The organism is Enterobacter sp. AN-K1 (assembly GCF_020971765.1).
Lineage (GTDB): Bacteria > Pseudomonadota > Gammaproteobacteria > Enterobacterales > Enterobacteriaceae > Enterobacter > Enterobacter hormaechei_C.
Map to the genome: position 1 here is coordinate 1063981 of NZ_CP087390.1, position 19877 is coordinate 1083857.

The 19877-nt window shown below is 55.0% G+C and carries 28 protein-coding genes; 2 read left to right on the forward strand and 26 right to left on the reverse strand.

The features are described 5' to 3' along the window. Positions 1-62 precede the first annotated feature (62 nt). From LOC22_RS05085 to LOC22_RS05120, 8 genes are all read right to left on the reverse strand, one after another. Complete coding sequence (locus LOC22_RS05085) at positions 63-284, reverse strand: DNA-binding transcriptional regulator (protein WP_023323577.1); 222 nt, start codon at positions 282-284, stop codon at positions 63-65. 76 nt (positions 285-360) lie between these two features. Next, a complete protein-coding gene (locus LOC22_RS05090; protein WP_047721737.1) occupies positions 361-1530 on the reverse strand; it encodes a phage late control D family protein in 1170 nt (389 codons plus the stop codon). Next, positions 1527-1991 (reverse strand): phage tail protein, encoded by a 465-nt coding sequence (locus LOC22_RS05095; protein ID WP_047721735.1) that lies wholly within the window; start codon positions 1989-1991, stop codon positions 1527-1529. Before LOC22_RS05095 ends, LOC22_RS05090 begins: the two co-directional genes overlap by 4 nt. 10 nt (positions 1992-2001) lie before the next feature. Next, positions 2002-4452: a phage tail tape measure protein gene (locus LOC22_RS05100; RefSeq protein ID WP_047721733.1), complete on the reverse strand. Its 2451-nt coding sequence runs from the start codon at positions 4450-4452 to the stop codon at positions 2002-2004. Beyond that, positions 4442-4600 carry a GpE family phage tail protein gene (locus tag LOC22_RS05105; RefSeq protein ID WP_308726627.1) on the reverse strand — a complete coding sequence of 53 codons (159 nt, stop codon included), beginning with the start codon at positions 4598-4600 and terminating at the stop codon, positions 4442-4444. Before LOC22_RS05105 ends, LOC22_RS05100 begins: the two co-directional genes overlap by 11 nt. Then, a complete protein-coding gene (locus tag LOC22_RS05110; protein WP_032618991.1) occupies positions 4597-4920 on the reverse strand; it encodes a phage tail assembly protein in 324 nt (107 codons plus the stop codon). Before LOC22_RS05110 ends, LOC22_RS05105 begins: the two co-directional genes overlap by 4 nt. A 57-nt stretch (positions 4921-4977) precedes the next feature. Next, the gene (locus LOC22_RS05115) at positions 4978-5496 is read right to left on the reverse strand and encodes a phage major tail tube protein (protein WP_023295232.1); all 519 of its coding nucleotides are present in this window, start codon (positions 5494-5496) and stop codon (positions 4978-4980) included. A 12-nt stretch (positions 5497-5508) separates the two neighbouring features. Further along, a complete protein-coding gene (locus LOC22_RS05120) occupies positions 5509-6702 on the reverse strand; it encodes a phage tail sheath protein (RefSeq protein WP_047721732.1) in 1194 nt (397 codons plus the stop codon). A 228-nt stretch (positions 6703-6930) separates the two neighbouring features. Here LOC22_RS05120 and LOC22_RS22260 point away from each other — a divergent pair, with 228 nt between their 5' ends. Next, positions 6931-7053, forward strand: coding sequence for a hypothetical protein (locus LOC22_RS22260; protein WP_258868586.1), 123 nt, complete (start codon positions 6931-6933; stop codon positions 7051-7053). A 23-nt stretch (positions 7054-7076) separates the two neighbouring features. Here LOC22_RS22260 and LOC22_RS05125 read toward each other — a convergent pair whose 3' ends face one another. The 6 genes from LOC22_RS05125 to LOC22_RS05150 are packed head-to-tail and all read right to left on the reverse strand — an operon-like array spanning position 7077 to position 12289. Then, on the reverse strand, positions 7077-7508 hold the full coding sequence (locus tag LOC22_RS05125; RefSeq protein WP_047721731.1) for a tail fiber assembly protein: 432 nt from the start codon (positions 7506-7508) through the stop codon (positions 7077-7079). A gap of 1 nt (position 7509) precedes the next feature. Further along, a complete protein-coding gene (locus LOC22_RS05130) occupies positions 7510-9858 on the reverse strand; it encodes a phage tail protein (protein ID WP_047721730.1) in 2349 nt (782 codons plus the stop codon). 11 nt (positions 9859-9869) lie between these two features. Continuing rightward, a complete protein-coding gene (locus tag LOC22_RS05135) occupies positions 9870-10400 on the reverse strand; it encodes a phage tail protein I (protein ID WP_047721739.1) in 531 nt (176 codons plus the stop codon). After that, positions 10393-11301 (reverse strand): baseplate assembly protein, encoded by a 909-nt coding sequence (locus LOC22_RS05140; protein WP_047721729.1) that lies wholly within the window; start codon positions 11299-11301, stop codon positions 10393-10395. Before LOC22_RS05140 ends, LOC22_RS05135 begins: the two co-directional genes overlap by 8 nt. 5 nt (positions 11302-11306) lie before the next feature. Then, on the reverse strand, positions 11307-11657 hold the full coding sequence (locus LOC22_RS05145) for a GPW/gp25 family protein (RefSeq protein WP_047721727.1): 351 nt from the start codon (positions 11655-11657) through the stop codon (positions 11307-11309). Continuing rightward, complete coding sequence (locus LOC22_RS05150; protein WP_047721725.1) at positions 11654-12289, reverse strand: phage baseplate assembly protein V; 636 nt, start codon at positions 12287-12289, stop codon at positions 11654-11656. Before LOC22_RS05150 ends, LOC22_RS05145 begins: the two co-directional genes overlap by 4 nt. Positions 12290-12507: 218 nt before the next feature. On the opposite strand from LOC22_RS05150, the gene LOC22_RS05155 reads away from it, so the two are divergent. Further along, complete coding sequence (locus tag LOC22_RS05155) at positions 12508-13572, forward strand: PIN domain-containing protein (RefSeq protein ID WP_032659915.1); 1065 nt, start codon at positions 12508-12510, stop codon at positions 13570-13572. 114 nt (positions 13573-13686) lie between these two features. Here LOC22_RS05155 and LOC22_RS05160 read toward each other — a convergent pair whose 3' ends face one another. From LOC22_RS05160 to LOC22_RS05215, 12 genes are all read right to left on the reverse strand, one after another. Beyond that, positions 13687-14136 (reverse strand): phage virion morphogenesis protein, encoded by a 450-nt coding sequence (locus LOC22_RS05160; protein WP_047721723.1) that lies wholly within the window; start codon positions 14134-14136, stop codon positions 13687-13689. Then, the gene (locus LOC22_RS05165; RefSeq protein WP_023323591.1) at positions 14129-14596 is read right to left on the reverse strand and encodes a phage tail protein; all 468 of its coding nucleotides are present in this window, start codon (positions 14594-14596) and stop codon (positions 14129-14131) included. The genes LOC22_RS05160 and LOC22_RS05165 overlap by 8 nt, the downstream gene beginning before the upstream one ends. Then, entirely contained in the window at positions 14559-14804 is a 246-nt protein-coding gene (lysC, locus tag LOC22_RS05170; protein WP_229694438.1) for an Rz1-like lysis system protein LysC, read from the reverse strand. Before lysC ends, LOC22_RS05165 begins: the two co-directional genes overlap by 38 nt. Beyond that, positions 14692-15108 carry an Rz-like lysis system protein LysB gene (gene lysB, locus LOC22_RS05175; RefSeq protein WP_047721720.1) on the reverse strand — a complete coding sequence of 139 codons (417 nt, stop codon included), beginning with the start codon at positions 15106-15108 and terminating at the stop codon, positions 14692-14694. Before lysB ends, lysC begins: the two co-directional genes overlap by 113 nt. Continuing rightward, positions 15108-15539 carry a DNZ54_00345 family protein gene (locus tag LOC22_RS05180; RefSeq protein WP_047721719.1) on the reverse strand — a complete coding sequence of 144 codons (432 nt, stop codon included), beginning with the start codon at positions 15537-15539 and terminating at the stop codon, positions 15108-15110. Before LOC22_RS05180 ends, lysB begins: the two co-directional genes overlap by 1 nt. Then, positions 15536-16048, reverse strand: coding sequence for a lysozyme (locus tag LOC22_RS05185; RefSeq protein ID WP_017382981.1), 513 nt, complete (start codon positions 16046-16048; stop codon positions 15536-15538). Before LOC22_RS05185 ends, LOC22_RS05180 begins: the two co-directional genes overlap by 4 nt. Further along, positions 16032-16253 carry a hypothetical protein gene (locus tag LOC22_RS05190; RefSeq protein WP_017382980.1) on the reverse strand — a complete coding sequence of 74 codons (222 nt, stop codon included), beginning with the start codon at positions 16251-16253 and terminating at the stop codon, positions 16032-16034. The genes LOC22_RS05185 and LOC22_RS05190 overlap by 17 nt, the downstream gene beginning before the upstream one ends. Next, positions 16244-16447, reverse strand: a complete 204-nt coding sequence (locus tag LOC22_RS05195) for a tail protein X (protein ID WP_017382979.1) — start codon at positions 16445-16447, stop codon at positions 16244-16246. The genes LOC22_RS05190 and LOC22_RS05195 overlap by 10 nt, the downstream gene beginning before the upstream one ends. Further along, positions 16447-16953: a head completion/stabilization protein gene (locus LOC22_RS05200; RefSeq protein WP_052954189.1), complete on the reverse strand. Its 507-nt coding sequence runs from the start codon at positions 16951-16953 to the stop codon at positions 16447-16449. The genes LOC22_RS05195 and LOC22_RS05200 overlap by 1 nt, the downstream gene beginning before the upstream one ends. Before the next feature lie 99 nt (positions 16954-17052). Continuing rightward, the gene (locus tag LOC22_RS05205; protein ID WP_063940391.1) at positions 17053-17808 is read right to left on the reverse strand and encodes a terminase endonuclease subunit; all 756 of its coding nucleotides are present in this window, start codon (positions 17806-17808) and stop codon (positions 17053-17055) included. Between the two features lie 3 nt (positions 17809-17811). Then, a complete protein-coding gene (locus tag LOC22_RS05210; RefSeq protein ID WP_230239407.1) occupies positions 17812-18879 on the reverse strand; it encodes a phage major capsid protein, P2 family in 1068 nt (355 codons plus the stop codon). A 55-nt stretch (positions 18880-18934) separates the two neighbouring features. Next, a complete protein-coding gene (locus LOC22_RS05215) occupies positions 18935-19789 on the reverse strand; it encodes a GPO family capsid scaffolding protein (protein WP_017382975.1) in 855 nt (284 codons plus the stop codon). Between the last annotated feature and the right edge of the window lie 88 nt (positions 19790-19877).

Sequence of the window (19877 nt, forward strand, 5' to 3'; positions counted from 1 at the left end):
ACGATGTCCACACGTCGTCCACACATCGAAAAAAGCCCCGCATTTGCGGGGCTTTCTTTTGGTCACATCCAGTGGATTTGTTGCTGGCCTGACTGCGTAGGGTGCGGCGGAGCTGGTACTACTTCACCCGGCGAAACGATAAAGCGCTCGACCGTCTCAGTGGTGACGAACGTGCAACTGCAATTGATGTTAGTGCACTGATGATACCGCTCTTTTGTCGTATCGGAAAAATAGCGACTTGTGCGAGCGTGGGCGGCGTAATGGCATTTCGGGCAGTGGAACATGGCGAACACCTCAGAGCGTTATTGATGAACCAATTTTAACCATTAAACCCTTACATATCAAACACATAAAAGACATTTATTGCGTTAATTCTTCGCTTTCATACTCTACATCCGAAACCTTAACCTCAAGCTCTAAGCCCGTCGTGTAGCCGTTCCCGTTAAGATAGTGCACCACCCGGCTGATTACCCAGGCCTGCTCGTCTATAACGCGCTTAAAGCCTTTCACCGCTATCGGTGTCTCAGGAAATAAATCTGCCCGACCAATAGCCAGCGAGATTGAAAACTCCGCCACTCCGCGCTGTAACTTGTCCCACTTAGCCTGAGCGGCGCGCATGGCCTGCGCTTTTGTCGCGTAGATGGTCGTCAGCTCCAGCACGTTCTCAGACTCACCGACCATATACTCGCCCTCGCGCGCCTCCTGCTCTTTTTTGGCTCCGGCCTTTGACGTGGTTTTTGTCGCTTTTGGATGTTGCAGCGCGCGCAGGTGCTGCTCCTTCGGCTTGCGCTTGAGCTTCACCTTTTGCTTTTGCGGCTTCGGGTCTTTTGTGTGCAGCCATTTAGCCGTTACGCCGGTGTAGGCTTCACGGTCAGCAATCGCAAACTGATGACGGTCGCCGTCGCCGCGTTCGATCGTCATCTGCGGGATGGGCTTGCCGCTGACCGTCCGACCGCTACCGGCTTTCAGGAACAGCAGTTTCCCCGCTTTCACCGACACTGATGCACCGTTACGGTCAGCCAGGCGGGACAGAAACACCGCGTCGGATTCCTGCGTCTGGTCAATGTGAGGCACGGGGATCGCTTTAAGTGTGTCGGCCACGCTTGCCGTGAGTTTGTTGCGCGCTGCGATGGTCTCAACAATGACACCGAGCGTGGTGTCATGCCATGACTGCTCCCGGCGAGAGTTCAGCGACCCGCGAAAATCAGCGCTGCGCCCCCGTATAGTCAGCGTATCAGGAGCGCCCCGGTGCTCGATTTCATCCACCGTAAAACTGCCTTTTTTTATTAGAGCGCTACCCTGCCAGCCGAGCCATAAGGTTAACGTTGCGCCGCGCGGTGGCAGTGCGATTTGTCCGTCGGAATCATCGAGCTCAATGTCGAGCTGGTCGGCCTCGAATCCGCGATTGTCCGTCATGGTCAGACTGATTAGCCGGTCGCTGAAATTCTGCGTGATATCATCGCCATCGAGCGTGAGCATAAACGCCGGAGCAATCTGCGCCCCGGCCTGAACATTCAGACCCGTAATCATCCCGACAGCCCTCCAATCCAGTTACCGGCAGATGTCACCAGATTGTCGGCCTGCGTTTTCAGGTCGCCGTAAATCGCTGCGAGCGAGTCATCGACCCGTTTCAGCGAGAGGCTAAACTCGATTTTTCTGGCCGCGCCGTCGCTGAATAATTCGCTATCCGTACGGGTCACTTTGTCTATGACATACATGCCGTGGATCATGCCCGTCCCGTCAATCAGCGGCCATGCCCTCCCCTCGTCGGCCATCAGTTCGACAGCCGTCAGCGACAGGCGGCCGCCGGTGATTTCGGGGTAAAGCACGCCTGAGAGCGTGCGCGTGGTTTCCCCTTCCCCGAGAAACTGATAAGCCGGTGGTTTACCGATGCGGTCGTTTGACGCCCAGCGGTAGTCCTTTGAGTACTGCATCGACTGATAAGGCAGCGTGCGGCGCTCAAACACAAATAAACCCAGTACCATTAACATGTTTTAGCCCTCATCCGTCATGGCGCATACTTGAGCGCTGGCGTGCTCTTTCTTCTCGGTCGAGTTTTTCGACTGCTTCCCGGAGCTGCCGGTCGAGGTCAGTTCCCGGCGCAACGCCACCCGACAGATTAATGTTGTATTCACGCTTGCTCTGGTCGACATAGGACCGGCCAGCAGGCGCCGTCACTGGCTGGTAGATCTGATAACCGCCATAAACGGACGTCTGCGGAATATAAGACCCGCTTTGCGCACCGGCTGCGGCACTGGCTTTAGCGGCAGTCTGGTCGAGGCCGTCCGACTCTTTTTTGATGACCCCGAGCTTTTCCAGCAGCCAGTCGACGCCACTGCGTAACTTATTGAATGAACGGAGCGGCAGCATCAGCGCATCAGCCAGTGTTTTGCCGACCAGCACCCCGACATTTTTGAAACGATCGAGCGTTTCCTGTGTCGCCTTAACCGGTGCTATCAGGTCAGTGAACCACTGCCAGACCCCGCGCAATTTCTCGATGATGGAATCAAACACCGGCGTCAGCGGCGAGAAGATTTCCGCCACCGGCGCAAATGCCGCTTTAAGCCCCTCCACCACGCCCGAAAAGAATGCGCTGATGGGCTCCCAGTATTTACGAATCAGGAGCGCCCCGGCCACCACCGCACCGGCGACCGCGACCACCGGCAGACTGATTGCACCGACAGCAGTCACTATTGCGCCACCGGCAACGGTAAAGACCGTTCCCAGCAGACCTGCGGCGGCGATAATGGCGTTAATCCCCATAACCACCGGCCACGCAATCAGGCCAATCCCGCCAATCACACCAATCAGCGCCAGTGCGCCACCGGCTACAACACCGATAGTGGTCGCCAGTGATTTATTGCGGGTGATCCAGCCATCGAGTTTCAAAACATATCGCGTGGCCGTCTGCGTCAGTTTGCGCAGAGCGTCGTTTTGCTGTTCAAACAGGTCAGTTCCCACGGCCTCATAAGCAGACTGAAACTCTTTAAAGTCGCCGCCGAGATTGTCCTGCATGATTTTGACCAGCTCCTCGGTTTTACCGTCCGAGGCTTTAAACGCTGCGGTGAGTTTGTCGAGCTTGCCGCTTGACGCTGCGGTCATCAGCACCGCTGCCGCCGAGCTGGCCTCTTCACCGAAGATGGTTTTCATGTACTCGCCGCGCTGGCTGGTACCGAGATTGTTTTTCTCAAAACTGCGCTGCATTTCCTTCAGGATGGAAAATATCGGGCGCGTGTTTCCTCTGGCATCAGAAGTCTTAACGCCGAGCTCTTTGATAGCCTCAAAGGCTTTACCGGTCGGCGCCTGTAGGCGGCTCAGGATTGCACGGCTACCCGTTCCCGCCATCGAGCCGGTAATTTTGGCATCGTGCAACGCACCGACCATCGCGGCGGTTTGCTCGATACTGACCCCGGCATTTTTCGCCACCGGCGCGGCATAGGTCAGCGCATCACTCAGCCCGTCAAAGTCGGCGGCGGTTTTGTTCATCGTCATCGACAGCACGTCGCCAATGTGCGCGATCTGGTCGTTGGAAAGCTGAAACGCAGATTTCATCCCTGTCAGCAGGGCGGCGTTTTCCTCCATTGAGCGCTGATTCGACAGCGCCATATTCAGCGTGACCGGCGTCGCCGCCTGAATGGCATCAGCATCCCCGCCACTTTTGGCGATGATGATTTGTGCACTCGCTGCATCGTCCGCAGATGCGGCGGTATTGTCTCCGAGCTGTCTGGCCTGTTTGCGTAACGCCTCCATTTCGGGCGACTGTTTGTCGACCCCGAGCACGGCTTGCAGCTCAGAGTTTTTCTGTGCAAACGAATAGCCAGGCATCAGCAGTTTTACCCCGGCCATGGTGCCAGCCGTGGCAATTCCGACACCGGCAGCACCAGCCGTCGCCGCACTACCAGCGAGGGATTTACCGGTCTGATACCGCTCTTTAACCCGGCTCAGCTTTGCCTGTTGCTGGCTGACCCGCGCCAGCGCCTCACGTTGCCGGTTAAGCTGGGTGGTCGTCTCGCTGATGCTGGTTTTAAGGCGACGCTCGTCAGCCGACAGCGTTCGGGTATTAATCCCGGCCTGAGCAAGCTCGGTGCGCTGGCGCTGTACCGACTGCCTGAGCCCGTTATATTTGAGTTGCAGGTCAGCAGCGGATTTTTTTGCCGCCTCCATCGCGCGCGCCTGCGCTTTGGTGGGGTTTTCCGTGTTTTTAAACTGGACGGCCAGCGCTGCGGCCTCCTGTTTCGCTTTGTTAAGCGACTGACCGGTCACGGCAAGCTGTGCGCTCGCTTTCCTGAATCCGTCAATTCTGGACGCCTGCGCGTTAAGGTCGCGCAGGGTCGTCTGTGAGTTGCGGATATCGCCAGCGAGGGATTTGCTGGCGTTCTGGATAGCTTTTAGCGGTCGGCTTGCCCGGTCTACTGCGTTAAGCAGCACCTCGATTCTGACGTTATTGCTCATAGTGGTTTCCGCTTCGCTGTAGCGCCTTGTCGCGCCATATGAGGAGCTCGGTCACGCTAAGGGAATACAGCTCTGATGGCGGCCAGTGAAAAATCACCGCGATATCCGCCATCAGGTCATCGACCGAAAGTTTTGCGGGGAACGTCAGCGAGCCGAAGATGGTGACAAAAAACCAATCACCTCAGCGGCGAACTGCATCAGGTCTGAGGCATCCAGACGGGCAATTTCATGCTCGGTGAGTGCCGGGTAGGTCATACGCGGCAGCACCTTAATCAGCGCGTCAACGTCAGAGTTTGCCAGCGAGGCCAGCGACACCCCGCGCAGGGTTCCCGCGTTAGGTTTTGAAACCGTCACCTCTCCGATTTTTTGCTCGCCGCGCATGAGGGGGTTATCGAGGGTCACGACGTGTGGCTTTTTGGTTTCGGTGACTTCAATTTCTGTAACGCCGGTTTCGATGTTGTTTTCCATGATGTTGCTCTCGTCAAAGTTTAGTGACCGGCCAGCCTGACTGACCGGTTAAGAGGGTTACAGGCCAATGGCCTTGCGATGCTCTGCCAGACGGTCGACGCCGTCGACTTTCAGCACCATGTTGATAACGTCAATCTCGATGACCTCCCTGCCGTCAATCGTGAGCTGGTAGTACGCGCATTCGGTCGAGATTTTGGTCGTGCCGCTTTCGCCCTGTTTGTTTTCGCCGCCGTCGTACTCTTTGTGACGGCCACGCATGACCACTTCAACGGCAGAAATCGCGCCGGTGTCATCGCGCTGGTATGAGCCGGTAAAGCGCAACGGTACGCTGTCCGCGCCCGGTGAGGCGTACTGCGCCCACAGCTCGACGTCAGGCAGACCGCCGAGCGTCCACTCGCACGACAGCGCATCGTCATCGAGACCGAGGTCAATCGACACCGAGCCCGGCATCCCGCCGCCGCGGTATTTCTCAAGCTTACGGGTCAGCTTTGGCAGGGTGACGGATTCAACGACGCCCATGTAGCTCAGACCATCGTTGAACATGTTCAGGTATTTCAGTTTGCGTGGTAATGCCATGCTCTCAGCTCCTTAGCTGTTGACCGACTCTGACAGGTTCGCCAGATAGGTATCAGTGATGCGCTGGCGCAGGGTCAGGTTTTCCAGCGGCGGGACGGGGGTGTAGTCGTAATCGATATACAGTTTCCCCACCTTGAGCGTTTCCACGCTGTTTGACTCCGGGTCGTACCAGCAGGAGCCGTCAACGATATAGCCGTTGTTTTTCAGCTCGCGGAATTTCGCATTGATACCGGCGACGATGTCGCGGATAAGCGTTGCGGTGACGGGTTTATCAATCGCCCAGGCGTGCGCCTCCGCCATCGTGTCGGCCAGCACCTGCGCCGTGCGGGTGTAGTTTTCAAAGAGAAATAACGGATCGTCGGAACAGGTGCGGTTGCCCCAGAATTTAAAGCCGTCGTTACGGATCAACGTCGTGACACCGGCCTGATTCAACAGGTTCGCGTCGGTGGCCTTCTCCTGCAAGTCCCACGAGACCGAGGCACTGACGCCGGTGACGCCATTCACGCCGACGTTAGACAGCGTTTTGTGCCAGCCCGTCTCCTGGTCGATTTTGGCACGCAGGCCGAGCGCGCGGGCGGTCGCCCATGCTATATCGGTCTGATTCGCCGTGGTATCCCACGCCAGAAAATCAGGGTGAATGACCATCAGCTCGCGCTGGCTGAAATTCTCACGGTAGGCGATGGCTTCGGAAATGGTCTTGCAGCCCCACGCGCTGATATAGCCAAACGCGCGCAGGCTCTGACAGGTCGCCGCGAGCGCGGTCGCCACCTCCAGAGAATCCAGCCCCGGCACGCCGAGAATGCGCGGCTTGACGCCGGTGACGGTTTTGGCGGTCAACAGTGCTTTAAGCCCGGTGTATTTGCCGTTTTCGTTGGTCGTGCCGATGATGTTGGAAATGGTTTCTTTCTGCGCTGCTTCCGGGTCGTCCGGGTCTTCAATACCTTCGGCAACGCGCACAACCACAACGACCGGCTTGCACTGGTCAGCAATGGCTTGCAGGGATTTTGACAGGGTGCCGAGCTTACCGGCTTTACCGATAGCGTTCTGCACGCTGGTAATCAGTACCGGCTCATTTAGCGGGAATGTGGAATCGTCAGCATCGCTGGCGGTGCAGACCATGCCGATGATAGCCGTCGAAACGGTGGAAATGGTGCGCGTGCCATCGTTAATCTCGATGACCTCGACGCCGTGATGATAGTCGCTCATCCGTTTAACTCCGTGGTTAAGGGGTGCAACTATTTTCTGTTGTGTGTGAGGTGTGAGAAACGAAAGGCCGTTGGGGGAGTGACAGCACAACGCACAGCGACCGGTTGTGGTGTGCGGGAATGGTTATTGATCGTTATCAGCGATCAATCACGGTTAATTGATCGCTGATAACCATTATCAATGAATGGGTATTGTCGCTATCGTTTCGCCATTAACGAGGAAGCGATAATGACGATTTTACTCTTGATTGTTGGTGGTCTGGCTGCATGGTGGCTCTTTGGCTTTTGCTGGCTCAGACTGTTTGTCGGTGACGAAACAGAAAAAGACTATGAAGAATGCCCCTATGACTAAACCCGCTTAACGCGGGTTTTTTATTACTCTGTTAACGGTGATTCAGGCCATTCAATTTCGTCAGGCTCACTGGTATCAACCCGGTTTAGTAAAACCCGGTATTTCTTCCACGCCGACAGGCTCGCCATTTCCTCCTCTGTCGCCATCGACAAATCGACCGCATCCTGCAAAGGGGCTATGGCCTGAGCTGCAACAGACAGGAGCTGCGCCTTTAATGACTCAGCTTTTTCGATAGCTTCCTCGCGGGTAGGCGGTTCGATGTCGACCCATTCCATACATTCTGATTCAACATTGTACTGAGGCGCTTTCCGGTCAGGTGAAACCATAAAGGCTTCATATTCGGCATCGGATATTGCCATCAGGTCTGACGGAACGGGAATACCCTGTTCTTCATATGTTCTGACAGTTTCCTCAAGGTAAAAGCTTTTATCTGTATTGCTGAAATATTTCTGCATATCAGTAACCCGTTACGTTTAAAAAGAATGTTCCGTTGCAGTTGTGGGTTTGAATTTTCACCTGATTTTTCCCGACAGGCGAACAGAGATAAAATGATGCTGAGTTATTACCCCCTGCACCGTAATAACTCGAACCGATACCGAGGATTCCATTAGGGAACGACGTAGGCAGCGTCACGGTCACAGTGGCATTATTGCCGACTGAAATATTTCTCACAGACTGCATAAACACAGCACCGTTACCGTGCGTGTAGTAAGCACTGTTATTACCTGTCGTCGTTTTACCGCCCCCGTAGCGCGCTTCCGATTCTGCTTTGGTATAGGCCTGACCTGCCGGGGTATAATTGCCCTTTGGCTGATAGGTATTTTTTAAATAGGCATCAAGCCATTGATTGCCCCATTTTGAGCCAAATATATTTCCATCAGCAGCAAAGCGAGCGCTCCCTCCTCCTGCCAGTACTTCACCACTGGAATAAACAATACTTCCATTGATTCGCCCATTTACGACCAACTGAACACCATTTGAGGGATGACGCTCAATGTAAGCTTTCCAGCCGGCATCATCTGCAAATTCTATCCTGTTGCCGCGACTCGCATCACCGCCCCAGTAAATTCGGCCGTTTCGGGGGTTGGCGCCAGTTTTCTCAGATGTGATGCCACTACCGTTTTTAAAGGTGAGAGTGCTGCTTACTGATGCGCCTGCATTCATGTTGAAGAGCATATAACTCGTTATGCCACTGTTCAGGAATCGCATTACCTGCTTGCTGTTGGCATAAACATCCAGCACACCATCTCCGTTCTGTTTGAAACCGGTGTCATTATCCCCCAGAGCAATAGAGTTCCCCCCAAGGCCGCTGATCACACCCAGACCAAGACCGCCGTTAACGACAGCACCATTACCCAGCGTCACTCTGCCATTAGTGAGATCTGCATAAAATGGACGCAGTGAACTTATGCCGCCATTTTCCCCCTGGTCTTTTGCTGTCGGAATTAGGTAAAAATTATTTTCTGAACGGCGAAAAATCATTCCGTATGCCGCATCGTAAATGCGCAACGCATCAGCAGCGCGAATCTTAAGCCCCCCGGCCATTGTATCGCCGCCCTTATTCACGGCATTAATATCAGCCGGGGAGGGTTTATTGGCCCCATCATACTGTTTAACCCAGGCTGACCACGTCCCGCTGTAAAGCGTGCGAATGTACGAGCGGGAGCTGTTATAAATCCGGTAAATCTGCGTGATACCGGCATGCTTATAAACTTCCAGCGAACCGGCGTTAGCTTCTGGATAGTTCCTGCCGGTTTGAGCCTGCGCGTTCGCTGGCTGGTAATACAGTCCCGCCGTGGTGTAGGCGTTCAGGTCGGCGGCATTGCCAATTGCCACGGCCTGCCCGTTGAAAATATCCTGCGCACTGATATTAAAATCATCAGTCAGCGCATGACCATTAATCCTGCGCCCTGATGGTACGCGCCCGTTAGCGTTGTCATTCGCGGCCTTAACGGCTTTCGGCGTTGCCGCCAGCGCCTCAGACGTGCTGTCGGTTGCGCTGCTGAGCTGGACGATACCCTTTTGCGCCGTGGAGGCGTCCTGAGCTGTATATTTTCCTTTTGCAAGGTCATACGCCGCCTTAACCGCTTTCGGCGTCGCTGCGACGCTCTCAGACGTGCTGTCGGTCGCGCTACTGAGCTGGACGATACCCTTTTGTGCCGTGGTGGCGTCCTGAGCCGTATATTTCCCTTTCGCAAGGTCATACGCCGCTTTAACCGCTTTCGGCGTCGCTGCGACACTCTCAGACGCGCTGTCGGTCGCACTGCTTAACTGAGTGAAACCTTTAGCCGTGAGCGTGGCGTCAGGATGGCGGCGGGACTGTTCATGCTCAGCGAACTTGTCGTCGACGTAGTCCTGCGTTGCCATCACCGTTGAGGTGTCGATGGTCAGCTCGACTGACTCAATGTCGCTCACCATGATAACCATACGTACGGTCTGCGCACGGCCTGACCCCTCTGCCAGCGCTGGCTTGTAGCTTTCGGCCATATTACCGACCGCAATCAGCGTACCGGTGTCGTCATAGAGGCCGAGTTCGCGCATCCAGAAACCGCCGGTCTCGGGTGGGATGAGCAACTCCGCCACGACATAATTTTTATTTTTCCTGTCCTGGCTGATTTTGTTCAGCGCATGACGCCAGACCTCTTTGACCAGCTTTGTCTGGTTCGGGTCTGGCACCGGCAGCGTACCGCCACCGTCACCGACGGCCATCGCCGTAAAATTGACTTTTTTCCCGTTCGGGACGGTCGCTGCGGCCAGCTTGATTGCACCGGCTTTGGTGATGACCGTTTTATATTTCACTGTCATTGTGCTCTCACTTATCCGGGATAAACCGTGATGATGTCGCCGTCATAGCTCAGGGCGCCGGTGTACAGATAGCCGGGAATGTCCTGAATAATATTGAGGCCGATAAGATGGCGGCTGGCTGGCTTTGCATCGGCAATAAGCCGCTCCATTTCGTAATACATTTCCTCGGTGATGCCGGTCTCTAACACACCGATATCGAGGCGAAACGTGCCGGGCGGGTCGTTTGTCTGCCACCACTCAGACACGTTTATCAGGTAGCCGAGCGGCTCCACCACGCGGCGCACTGCCCCAATCGTTCCTTTGTGTGCGTGGATATACCAGGCGCTGCGGATCACATCCCGCTTGGTGCCCTCCGGCCAGTTCTCATCCCACCGGTCAACGGAAAACGCCCACGCCAGCCACGGCAGGAGGTTTGCCGGGCAGTCGTCCGGGCTCCAGAGTCGGCGCAGGGGGACGGGGGTATTTTCGATTTCAGCGCAGGCGCGCGCCGCCGCCAACTCAAGCGGCGAGGAACCAACCGGTAACAGTCGGGTGTCATTCATCATTGCCCCCAATGGTGACGCTGTACTCGCTGCACCATGACGCCTGCGTGTCATCGAGAACGATGTCAGCCACCGGCGCGGTCAGCTCGACACGCTGCACGCCCTCGACGTGGAGCGCCGCATAGATGGCCGATTTACGGATGTCACGCCCGAGCCGGTGCTGCGCGGTGATATACGCCTGTAACTTTGCTTTTGCCGCACTGAGCACAGGCTCACTTTCGGGGCCGGGGTAAAGGTAAAGCGATGCGGTGATTTTGTAGTCGACGATTTTCGCTGACTGCACGGTCACGCGGTCGGCCACCGGCCTGACGTCCTCGTCGTTCAGCGCATCGCGCACGATGGCGAGCAGCTCGTCAGAGGCCACGCCGTTATTTTCACGCGACAGCACGGACACGGTCACACACGCAGGCTCAGGACTGATGACGGAAATATCCGCGACACGCCCGTCGGCACTGCGGCCATGAAACTGATATGCGCCGGTTGATCCGGCAGTACTCAGCCCTTCAGGCGCTTGCTGAATGCGCAGACGGTAGTCGGTGTCAGACTCCATCACCGCTGGCGTGGGCGGAAATGTCGTGTCGTCTGGCGGAGTGATGACGAGTCGCGGGACATTGGAATTAGCCCCAATCTGGTCGAGATCGCTTCCGGCAGCGTAAGCCAGCATGACCGCACGCGCGGCCTCGTTGACGCGCTGTCGCCAGATAACTTCCCGGTAGGTGTTTTCCTCCAGTAGCTTAACAATCGGCTCGGATTCGAGAGTCAGCGTGCGCGCGACTGCCTCCTGTTGTTCCTCCGGGTATAACGAGACGAGGGTCGCCTTTCGCTTTGCGAGGATGGTCTCATAGTCCAGCACCTCCACGACATCAGGCGCGGCGAGCTGGTTAAGGTCAACAATTGCCATAGCGTTTAACTCAGTGGAATGGTGAGGGAAAAGGGCTGGCCGTTAGCCGATCGCGTGCCGGTGATATCGACATACAGCCCGCCGTCGGTCTCCGACCGCTCAAAGGTGATGGTTGTCAGACTGACGCGCGGCTCCCACTTCTGGATCGCGGAATAGCACGCGGCCATAATCTGCAATCGCAGTGCCTGTGTCTGCGGCTGGTCAATCAGTGCCGACAGAAGCGAGCCGTATTCACGGCGCATGACGCGCGAGCCAACCGGCGTGACGAGAATGTCGCGCACGCTTTGCCTGATATGCTCAACCTCAGTGACACTGAGGCCGGTCTGGCTGTTCATTCCCAGATAACGCACTGTCATATCGGTGCCCCCGTTATCCCGCCACTGTCGCCCGGGTGTTTATGGAGGTGCAGCACTTTGCCATTTGACGACAGTGACCCGCCTGTATGCTCGATGTTCCCTGACATCGTCCCGCCTTTCTGCACTTCGAGCGTGCCGGTCGTCAGTTTGTTGGTACACACCACCTCGGGCGTATCGAGCGTGATGCGGGTCGAGGCTTTCACCAGCACCACCGGCACGGTGGTCGTAATGGAATCCGACGCGGTGACGTTGGCGGTTTTGATGCCAGACACGGTAAGCGCACTGTTTTCGGGTTCGTACTCAATGACCGCGCCATCAGGGAAGGTAACGTGAAGCGCATCGGGTGAGGCTGACGGCGCGGGATTGTCATCTGAGAAAATGCCCGGCAGCACAAAGGCCGTATCGAGTTCACCGCCGATGGCCAGCAATAACACCTGCTCGCCAACGGATGGAGCCCACCACACGCGAGAGCGACCGGCGCGACAGGTGAGCCAGTTAAGCCAGGTGGTTTGCATGCCGCCGGTCTGGACACGACACAGCCCCTCGTCGTGGTCGACGTTGGTCACGATGCCGGTGCGGATGAGGTTGCGGATCGCGCGTGCGATTTCCTGTAGAGAATTTAAATTATTCATACGGGAAGGATGCCGCCGGGCAAGGCCAGCGGCAATGCATGTAAGTTTTATGACACTTGACACAACATTGTGAAATTTTGGGATTCTTTGATAGGAAACGTCGGTCTTCTCATGAATAATTAATCACTTGCCTTTAAACTTGAAAAACATTAAACATCAATAGTCGAACTCACTTTTACAAGTGCGAATGTATCTGAAGTTAAAACAAGGATTCTGATATGCCATTAATCACACGCAATGTATTTATTGATACTGAGTTTTTCGTTAAAGCCAATCTCGATTTTGGCTCAAGGACGATAAAATCCTTTGAAGAACTTTGTGAAAAAGGTGAGCTTCATCACATCACGACCACTATTGTTATCAAAGAAATTGAGAGAAAAATAAAAGAGCATATTAAGGAAGCACTGAAAGGAATAAAAAACTTTCGTCGTAAAGCTATAGTATTGAGAGAGTATGAAGATGATAACATTCAAAACCTTTTTAAAGATATTAATGATAATGACATAGAAGCCAAAGCTCTGGAGGCCTTTAGTAACTTCATCGAAAATTCTGAAACTTCAATACTAGATATGAAGAATGTAGACCTAAATGAAGTAATTGAAATGCATTTCAATGAAATCAGTCCATTTAGTGCTAAAAAGCCCAATGAATTTCGTGACGCCTTTACATTACTGGCGTTACGGGCGGCATTAAACGAGGGAGAGAAGATTTATGTTATATCTGACGACCCCGACCACAAAAATTTTTGTGATGAAAATAATGACTTCATAAACGTAGACACGCTAAGCTCCTTGCTGGATATTTATAACAAACACAATGATGACAGAGCGAAGTTTGTTGCGGAATTTTTAGAAACCAAACGCGATGTAATTAAAGCAGAACTTAAAACGCAACTAGATGATGCAGAGGCATATAATAGCTCTTCATGGGAAGATTCAGAAGTTGATAGTTTTGAAGTTACTGAAATATCCGACTTCGAGCCTCAAATCATTCATCTGGATGATGAGAGCTGCCAAATTCACTTCGATGTCACCGTTAAGTTCACAGTTGAAACCACTGGTCCCGACACTGCAAATGGTTATTATGACAAAGAGGACGGTGTGCTTTATACGTTCGAATCTATTACTAAGCAAGATGAGCAAGAAAAGGAATTTTCAGTAGACATTGACTTGAACTTTGAAAGGGATGGTGAAAAATTCATTAATGACGTATTTGACATACATGTCAAAGGCCTTAGTTCTGGAATTGAATTTGATATTGAAGAAAACACATTTGACTTCTGATAGTGCTCATTAAACTTGCCACTCGTCACGTTAGTGCCCCCCCATTTTAAGGGGGGGCAAAAAAACAATCACTTCAAATTACAGAGACGATTTTTACAAGGAATTAGATAACGATCAGCGACTAAGATGTTTGATAGTCAGCGTTTCTACGAGCTCTTTATCCGCCTGGCTAAATCCGAGTAGCTGGCGCTCTGCGTACTGCACATCCTGAGCGTGCGCGTTTGGCCGGTCTTTGAGGCCGTACTGATGGACACGCGCGATACGCTGCACTTTTCCGGTAAATTCCACCACAGCACCATTTTCACGGCCACTGGCTTTCATGTACCGGTTAGTGCGCAGTTTTTGAAACATCGCCCGTTTAATTCGACCTTGTTTGGCTCTCAGTGGCTGGCGCTTTCGCGCCTGATACGGTGAGCTATCCGGGGCTTTTTGCTGTTTAATACGTTGCTGTTGCGCCGTTCTGAGTTGCTTCGCAATCTCACCGGCAAGCTTCCGGCGCCCTGCGGGTGACAGGGCAGCAAGCAGCGCGGCGAGCTGGTTATCAAAGGGCTTAAATTCACTCATCCCACTTGCTCACCAGTTCGCCGTTGATATAGAGCTCTTTTGGACGCGTGACGGGTTCAGGCGGTGGCGGCTCCGGGGCATAGCTCACATGCAGCGCGCCGTTTTCCTCCCTGATGATGGTGCGCTCGGTAAGCTGGAGGCTGATACTGATATCAACCGTATCACCGTCGTTTAAATCCATCTGGAAGCGGTAGCCCTTTTTATGCCCCTCATCGAGCGTGCAGATATCCGGCTGGTTTTCCCTGAGCCACGCGGCTACCGGCACGAAAATCAAATCAGGGTCGCCTACGAAATCACACACGATCACATTCAGGGTGTAAATTTTCTCGTGGGACAGGGAGGCCGCGAGCCGTGCATCGATATTCCCCTCGTCGGCAAAAATGCGCATCATCTCGGGGTTGGTTTTAAGCTGCGGGATGGCGTCAGTTAGCGCTTTTCGCAGGCTGATTGCTTTCTTCATCGAGTTTATCCTGACAGGCTTTGACGGTTTCAATCTGTAACGCGCAGGCGGCGAGCGCGTGCTCAAGCCTGCGGATATCTGCACTCAGGTCGCCATTAGTGACCGGGTCGCTTCCCGGCATCGGGCAATAGATCACTTTCGGGCAGGCGCTGTAAACAATGACCGGCGGAGGCGCAACCGGCGCGGGTGTGCAGCCTGCGCACAACATCAGGCAGCTCAGCGCTGTACCAGCGGCGTAACGTTTCATTTTCATTCATCAGTCTCGTAATGGTTTCTTCCCGGCGCACGGCCATCGCACCGGCAGCAATCAGCTCACCACGTAAAGTGACCTGTGCGGTTTCATTTCGCCTGGCGATTCCCTGCGAAACGGAAAGCTGATTTTTCAGCATTCCGATCACGTTTTTCTGTTCGGTCGCGACCTTATTTGCCCGGTCAAATGAGCGCCGAAGATTACCGTTCTCATGCCTTAACCAGAGCACAGCCGCCAGCGCCAGACCTGCGGCAATCAACATCACAATGAATCTGGACACAGCCCCGCCTCCTCAATGCGCTGACGGTATGAGGTGCGCACCCCCGTAAAGGTCAGGACGCAAATCAGGTAAAGCAGCGCGGTAAAGATCCAGCCAGCGCCGAGCAGACATCCTATGGTTACGACAAAAATAATAAGAGACCATGCGCGACGCGCCTTAGAGGGCTTGTTACAGAAAACAGCGCGGAAAATTTTCATTATCCCGGGTTTTACCGGAATACCTTTCCCCGCATTTCGTAGCCAGTGGTTAAAAACAGCCACACCGGCGAGGCTCGCCGTAATACAGACAACACAGCCAAACAGCGCCCACGCTGCAACAAAATTAAGTGCTGCACTTTGCGGCGAAGCCAGCCCCCATAGCAGGAATACAGCCAGCAGAACATCTAACATCAGAGAACGTAAAAATTTTTTCATTGAGAAACTCCTTTCAGACAATAAGCACGCTCACGCGCGCGGCGATTTTCCAACCCTTTATTGATTGAGCCATTCACATAAACCCAGCGGGTAAGCTGATCGCACGCCTGCCACCATTGGTGTCGCTTGATATACGAGACCAGCGTCGACCGGCAGGCCGCGCCGGTTCCCACGTTGAATGAGAAGCTGACCAGCGCGTCGTAAATGTGCTGCGGCATTTCTACCGGCACGCAGACTGCGAGACGCTTCTCGACGTTCATCACATCCGCGACGAGGTTTTCCGCAGCCTGACGTTCTGTGATTTCCCCTTTCGGGACGACCCCGGCAGTGTGGCCGATGCCTGACGTCCACACTCCCGCGCTGCACTGGTAAGGCGTCAGGCGACAACCTTCGAGGTCGGCAATCAGCGCCAGCCCCTCGGGCGAGGTGTTAAGCAGACGAAAGTCAGGCATCAGCGCCGCCAGCGCCAGCACTGCGGCCACACTGCAACGTTTAACGATTGATTTCACGAATAGCCCCCTTGTCGAGTCCGAGTGACGTCAGATAGAGGTACGTTTTGCGCTTAAACCAGTAGTTCGTCAGCGCGGTAAAAATGGCGCATCCGCCACCCACGTAAAGCGCCATCTTTTCGGGCGACATTGCGCCGAGGTACGCCAGCGCGACGGCCAGCCAGTAGGCGATAAACGTGGTGATTTTCTCCATACTCAGTCCCATAGATTCACCGTTTCGGTTCTGGCCGCGCTGTCGGTCTCGGGCAGTTCAATTGCCGTGCCGTGCGGCAGGATGACGCCGAGCTCAGACAGACCGGGATTCGCTTCTAAGACGGTTTCGACCACGCCCTCGGTGCGCCCGTAGTACCGCACACAAATCGCGTCGAGGGTGTCGCCCTGTAGCGCATACGCTTTCATCAGATTTGCCCCACAATGCAGCGCGCTTTGTCCTGGATGCGCGCCACAGACCAGCGCATATCCCGCCACATTTCATCGATAGTGCTGTCGATGCTGTCGGCCTTTTTGTCACCTCTGGCGGTCGCATCCACGCCGCGAAAACGCTCGTAAAGCGTGGCGGTCGTCATGGCACACACGGCGTTGAAGTAGTGGAAAACGCGCACGCTTTCGCCGTCGAGTCTGTCGGTCGGGACATCCGCCAGCGTGGCGTAACCGGCATCAAGCTGACGCTCGCGCCATTCGCCCAGCTCCGCGTTCGTCTCTGCGATGGCGGTCTTAATTGCCCGGCGCAGGCGCACAGGGGAAACGATCTGCTCTAAACGCATTTCGTCACGCACGCGCTTCGGGTCAACATCAGGAAAAAACGGGGTGTTTTTGATTACCGGCTCGCTCACGCCCGGCGGCGGTATTACCACGCCCGGCACATCCTGCGGCTCTTTGTTTTGCTCAATAATCAGCGTCGTCATGACAACCTCGGGTAATAGGTGGGCGGTGGACGCCGGTCGCAGTCAGGGCAATTGATACCCGCTTTGACCGGCGTGCCGCCCGGCTCGGGGAGCGCTCGGTTAACCTGCGGCTTTTGCCGCCTTTGGTGGACGCCCGCGCCGTGCCGCCGGTTTAGCGGCAGGTTTGCGCGTGCGCGGTTTAGTCGTTTTGGTTTTCGGTGCCGGTTCGGGTTTTGGCCTGAGCTGGCGCTCTAACTGCTCGATATCCTTTTTCACACCGATAGTGCGTTCTAACTGGATCGCACGTTGCAGGTGTGCCAGCGCCTCGGGCAGTTGCTTCGCATCACGCAGGACATAGCCGGTGATTTTGTGCAGCTTCGCGCGCACGATATCGGGCATGTCAGCGCGTTCAGTCAGGGCGATGGTGTCGAGCAGGTTCGCCAGTTCGACCGGCTGTTTTGCAGTGAGCAGGCGCTGCGCGGACAGTGCCACCTCTTCGGCCAGCAGGTAAGGCGTCGGACGGCGACCGGTCGGCATGGTTAGACCCCAGGTCATGGCGTAACGGGCAATTTCCAGCGCCCCGGCGATATCGTCAGCATCGAGACGCCACAGCATGACCGTCATGACGATGTCATCCTGCGCGCCCTTGCCGTTTGCGAGGACGCCAGCCACCCATGGCAGATAGAACGGCAGCAGCTCACGCTTTTTATCTGCCTTGCGCTCATTGGATCGGATTTGTTTTAGCGTGCGGTTGTCTGCGGCCAGCTTAACGAGCATCTGCTCATAGGCAGTTGCATTGCGCAGCGGGACAGCAGCCCGCCGCGCTGTTTCAGAGGCCGAGACCCGCATCATGTGACGCGCTGCGGGACTCGTCATGGCTTACTCTCCGCTTTCCGGTGCAGCAGGTGCGGTGAAGTCACCGAGCTTGATATTTTCAATCAGGCAACCGGCAGCGTATGCCTCGACCACGTAGTCGGTATTCATTGACTCGTAGTTCTCGATGCGGTCTTTCTTCGGGTTTTCGATGATGCTGCGGCGATGCGCGTCATCCATGAAGTAGATAGACAGGTTATCGAGACGCGTCACCATCAGGGCATTCGCCGGGAAGTAAGGCACGCGCACGGCAGGCAGGTTGCCGATTCGCTTCTGGCTGATGATGATGTCAGCGGCCAGCGACTCGCTATTTTCCTGGTCTTTATTGACGATAGGGAAGTATTTATCCGCCATCAGCTTGCGACCGGTGATGACAACCAGCTCCGGGTCATCCTGAAAAATCTCATCAATCAGGTTGCCGGTGGCATCCATGACCAGCGCGTCGAGGTTTGCATAGTCGCCGTTTTTACCCACGCGGATCACATCGGAAATGACCGCGCCGCCCTCGTCGGTGATTTTTGACATCACGCGCGCTGGAGCTTCATTGCGGTACTTCTGCAACCAGCCAACGGCCACATCCTGAAGCATCGGATTTTTTTTGCGGTCAGATTTTGCGGCACGCTCAATACCGTTGAAACCGGCCATGATGAAATCGAGCGCCTGACGCTTGATAATGGCGTTACGGATACGGGTCTGGAAGTCCTGGAATCGCGCCCACAGGTCGAGCTGTTTGTAGCGGATATGGAAGTCAAAGTTAATCTGCGCGCACTCGTATTTATTGGACTCCAGCGCAGTAAAATCAGCGGTTTCACGCTCGCCATCGCCGTCAGTATCGGCGGTGCTCGCGATTGTGCCGTTAACGCCCACACCGACCTTTTCGCCTTTCAGCTCGTCGACCGGCACGATGTTGATTTTCGTCAGGAATGAGGACGATTCCTGCACGGTGTCCATCATGGTTTGCGTGACCGACGGCTCGACGGTGAATTTCTTCGCCACGTCATCGGTGGAAATGTCGTTCAGCTCCGCGACGCGGGTCAGGTAGGCATTGAATTTAAAGCGGGTTTGTTTACGCATGGCTTTTCCTGTTCGGGTAATAGGTATCAGGCCGGGCGTCGCGCCCGGCGGGTTATCAGCAGTTGGTCAGCAGCTCGTCGCCCGTACCACCTTTTGAAAGCTCGCGGCGCGGCTGGCGTTGGCTTTCGGTGTTATCGAGGGAGTTTTTCAGGTCGTTAAACGCCTGCGCGCTTTCTTCGGCCTTGCTGGTCACATCCTGCTTGAGCTGCGCCAGTTCGGTCTCAAGCTCGGTGACGCGCTGGTCGGTGGCGGTGAGGTTGGTTTGCACCAGCTCGGTAACGGTCGTCACAGCCTCATGCACATCTGCAAGACGAGCGTCGTCGCTGGCCTGTTTACGGCTGAAAATGGCTTTTACCTTGTCGGTCAGGCTGTTGAGCATGGTGTCGGGAACGTCTTCAAATTCCAGCTCAGCCAGTGAGGCCACAGAGAAGAGATCGCCCGGCTGGTCTTTTTTACCGGCGAGCGGGTTCTGCGTGGCGCGGCTACAGAATTCAAGGTATTCGGTGCCGAGGCTTGCCGGGTCATCAGTGACGGCCAGCCCGATGAGATAGCATTTGCCGCTGTTAGAGAAATTCGGGCGGATCTCCATTGAGGTGTAAACCTTCTGCCCGGCACGTACCATGCTGACCAGCTCATCGAGTGGGGCAATTTTGGCAAACAGCGCCTTTTTGCCATTGAGCGCAGAGTCATCGCTGATAATCTCCGCTTTAAGCGCGGTCACATCGCCGTAGCGCTTAAATGGGCTGTCAGGGATGAGGCTTTTGATATGTTCGAGGTTGATGCGGCAGCCGTAGACGCGCGGGTCGAACGTGTCGGCCATTTCCTGAATGTCATCAGCGCTGATGACGCGGCCATCGCAGGTGTCACCCTCGACGCCGATGCGAAACCATTTAGAAACTTTCTTTGCCATTGTTCAGGTGTCCTGATGTTGGGTTTTCGGGTCGGGGTTAGTTTCCCGACTCAGCTCCTCATCAGCCACCTGTTGCGGAAGTGCAATC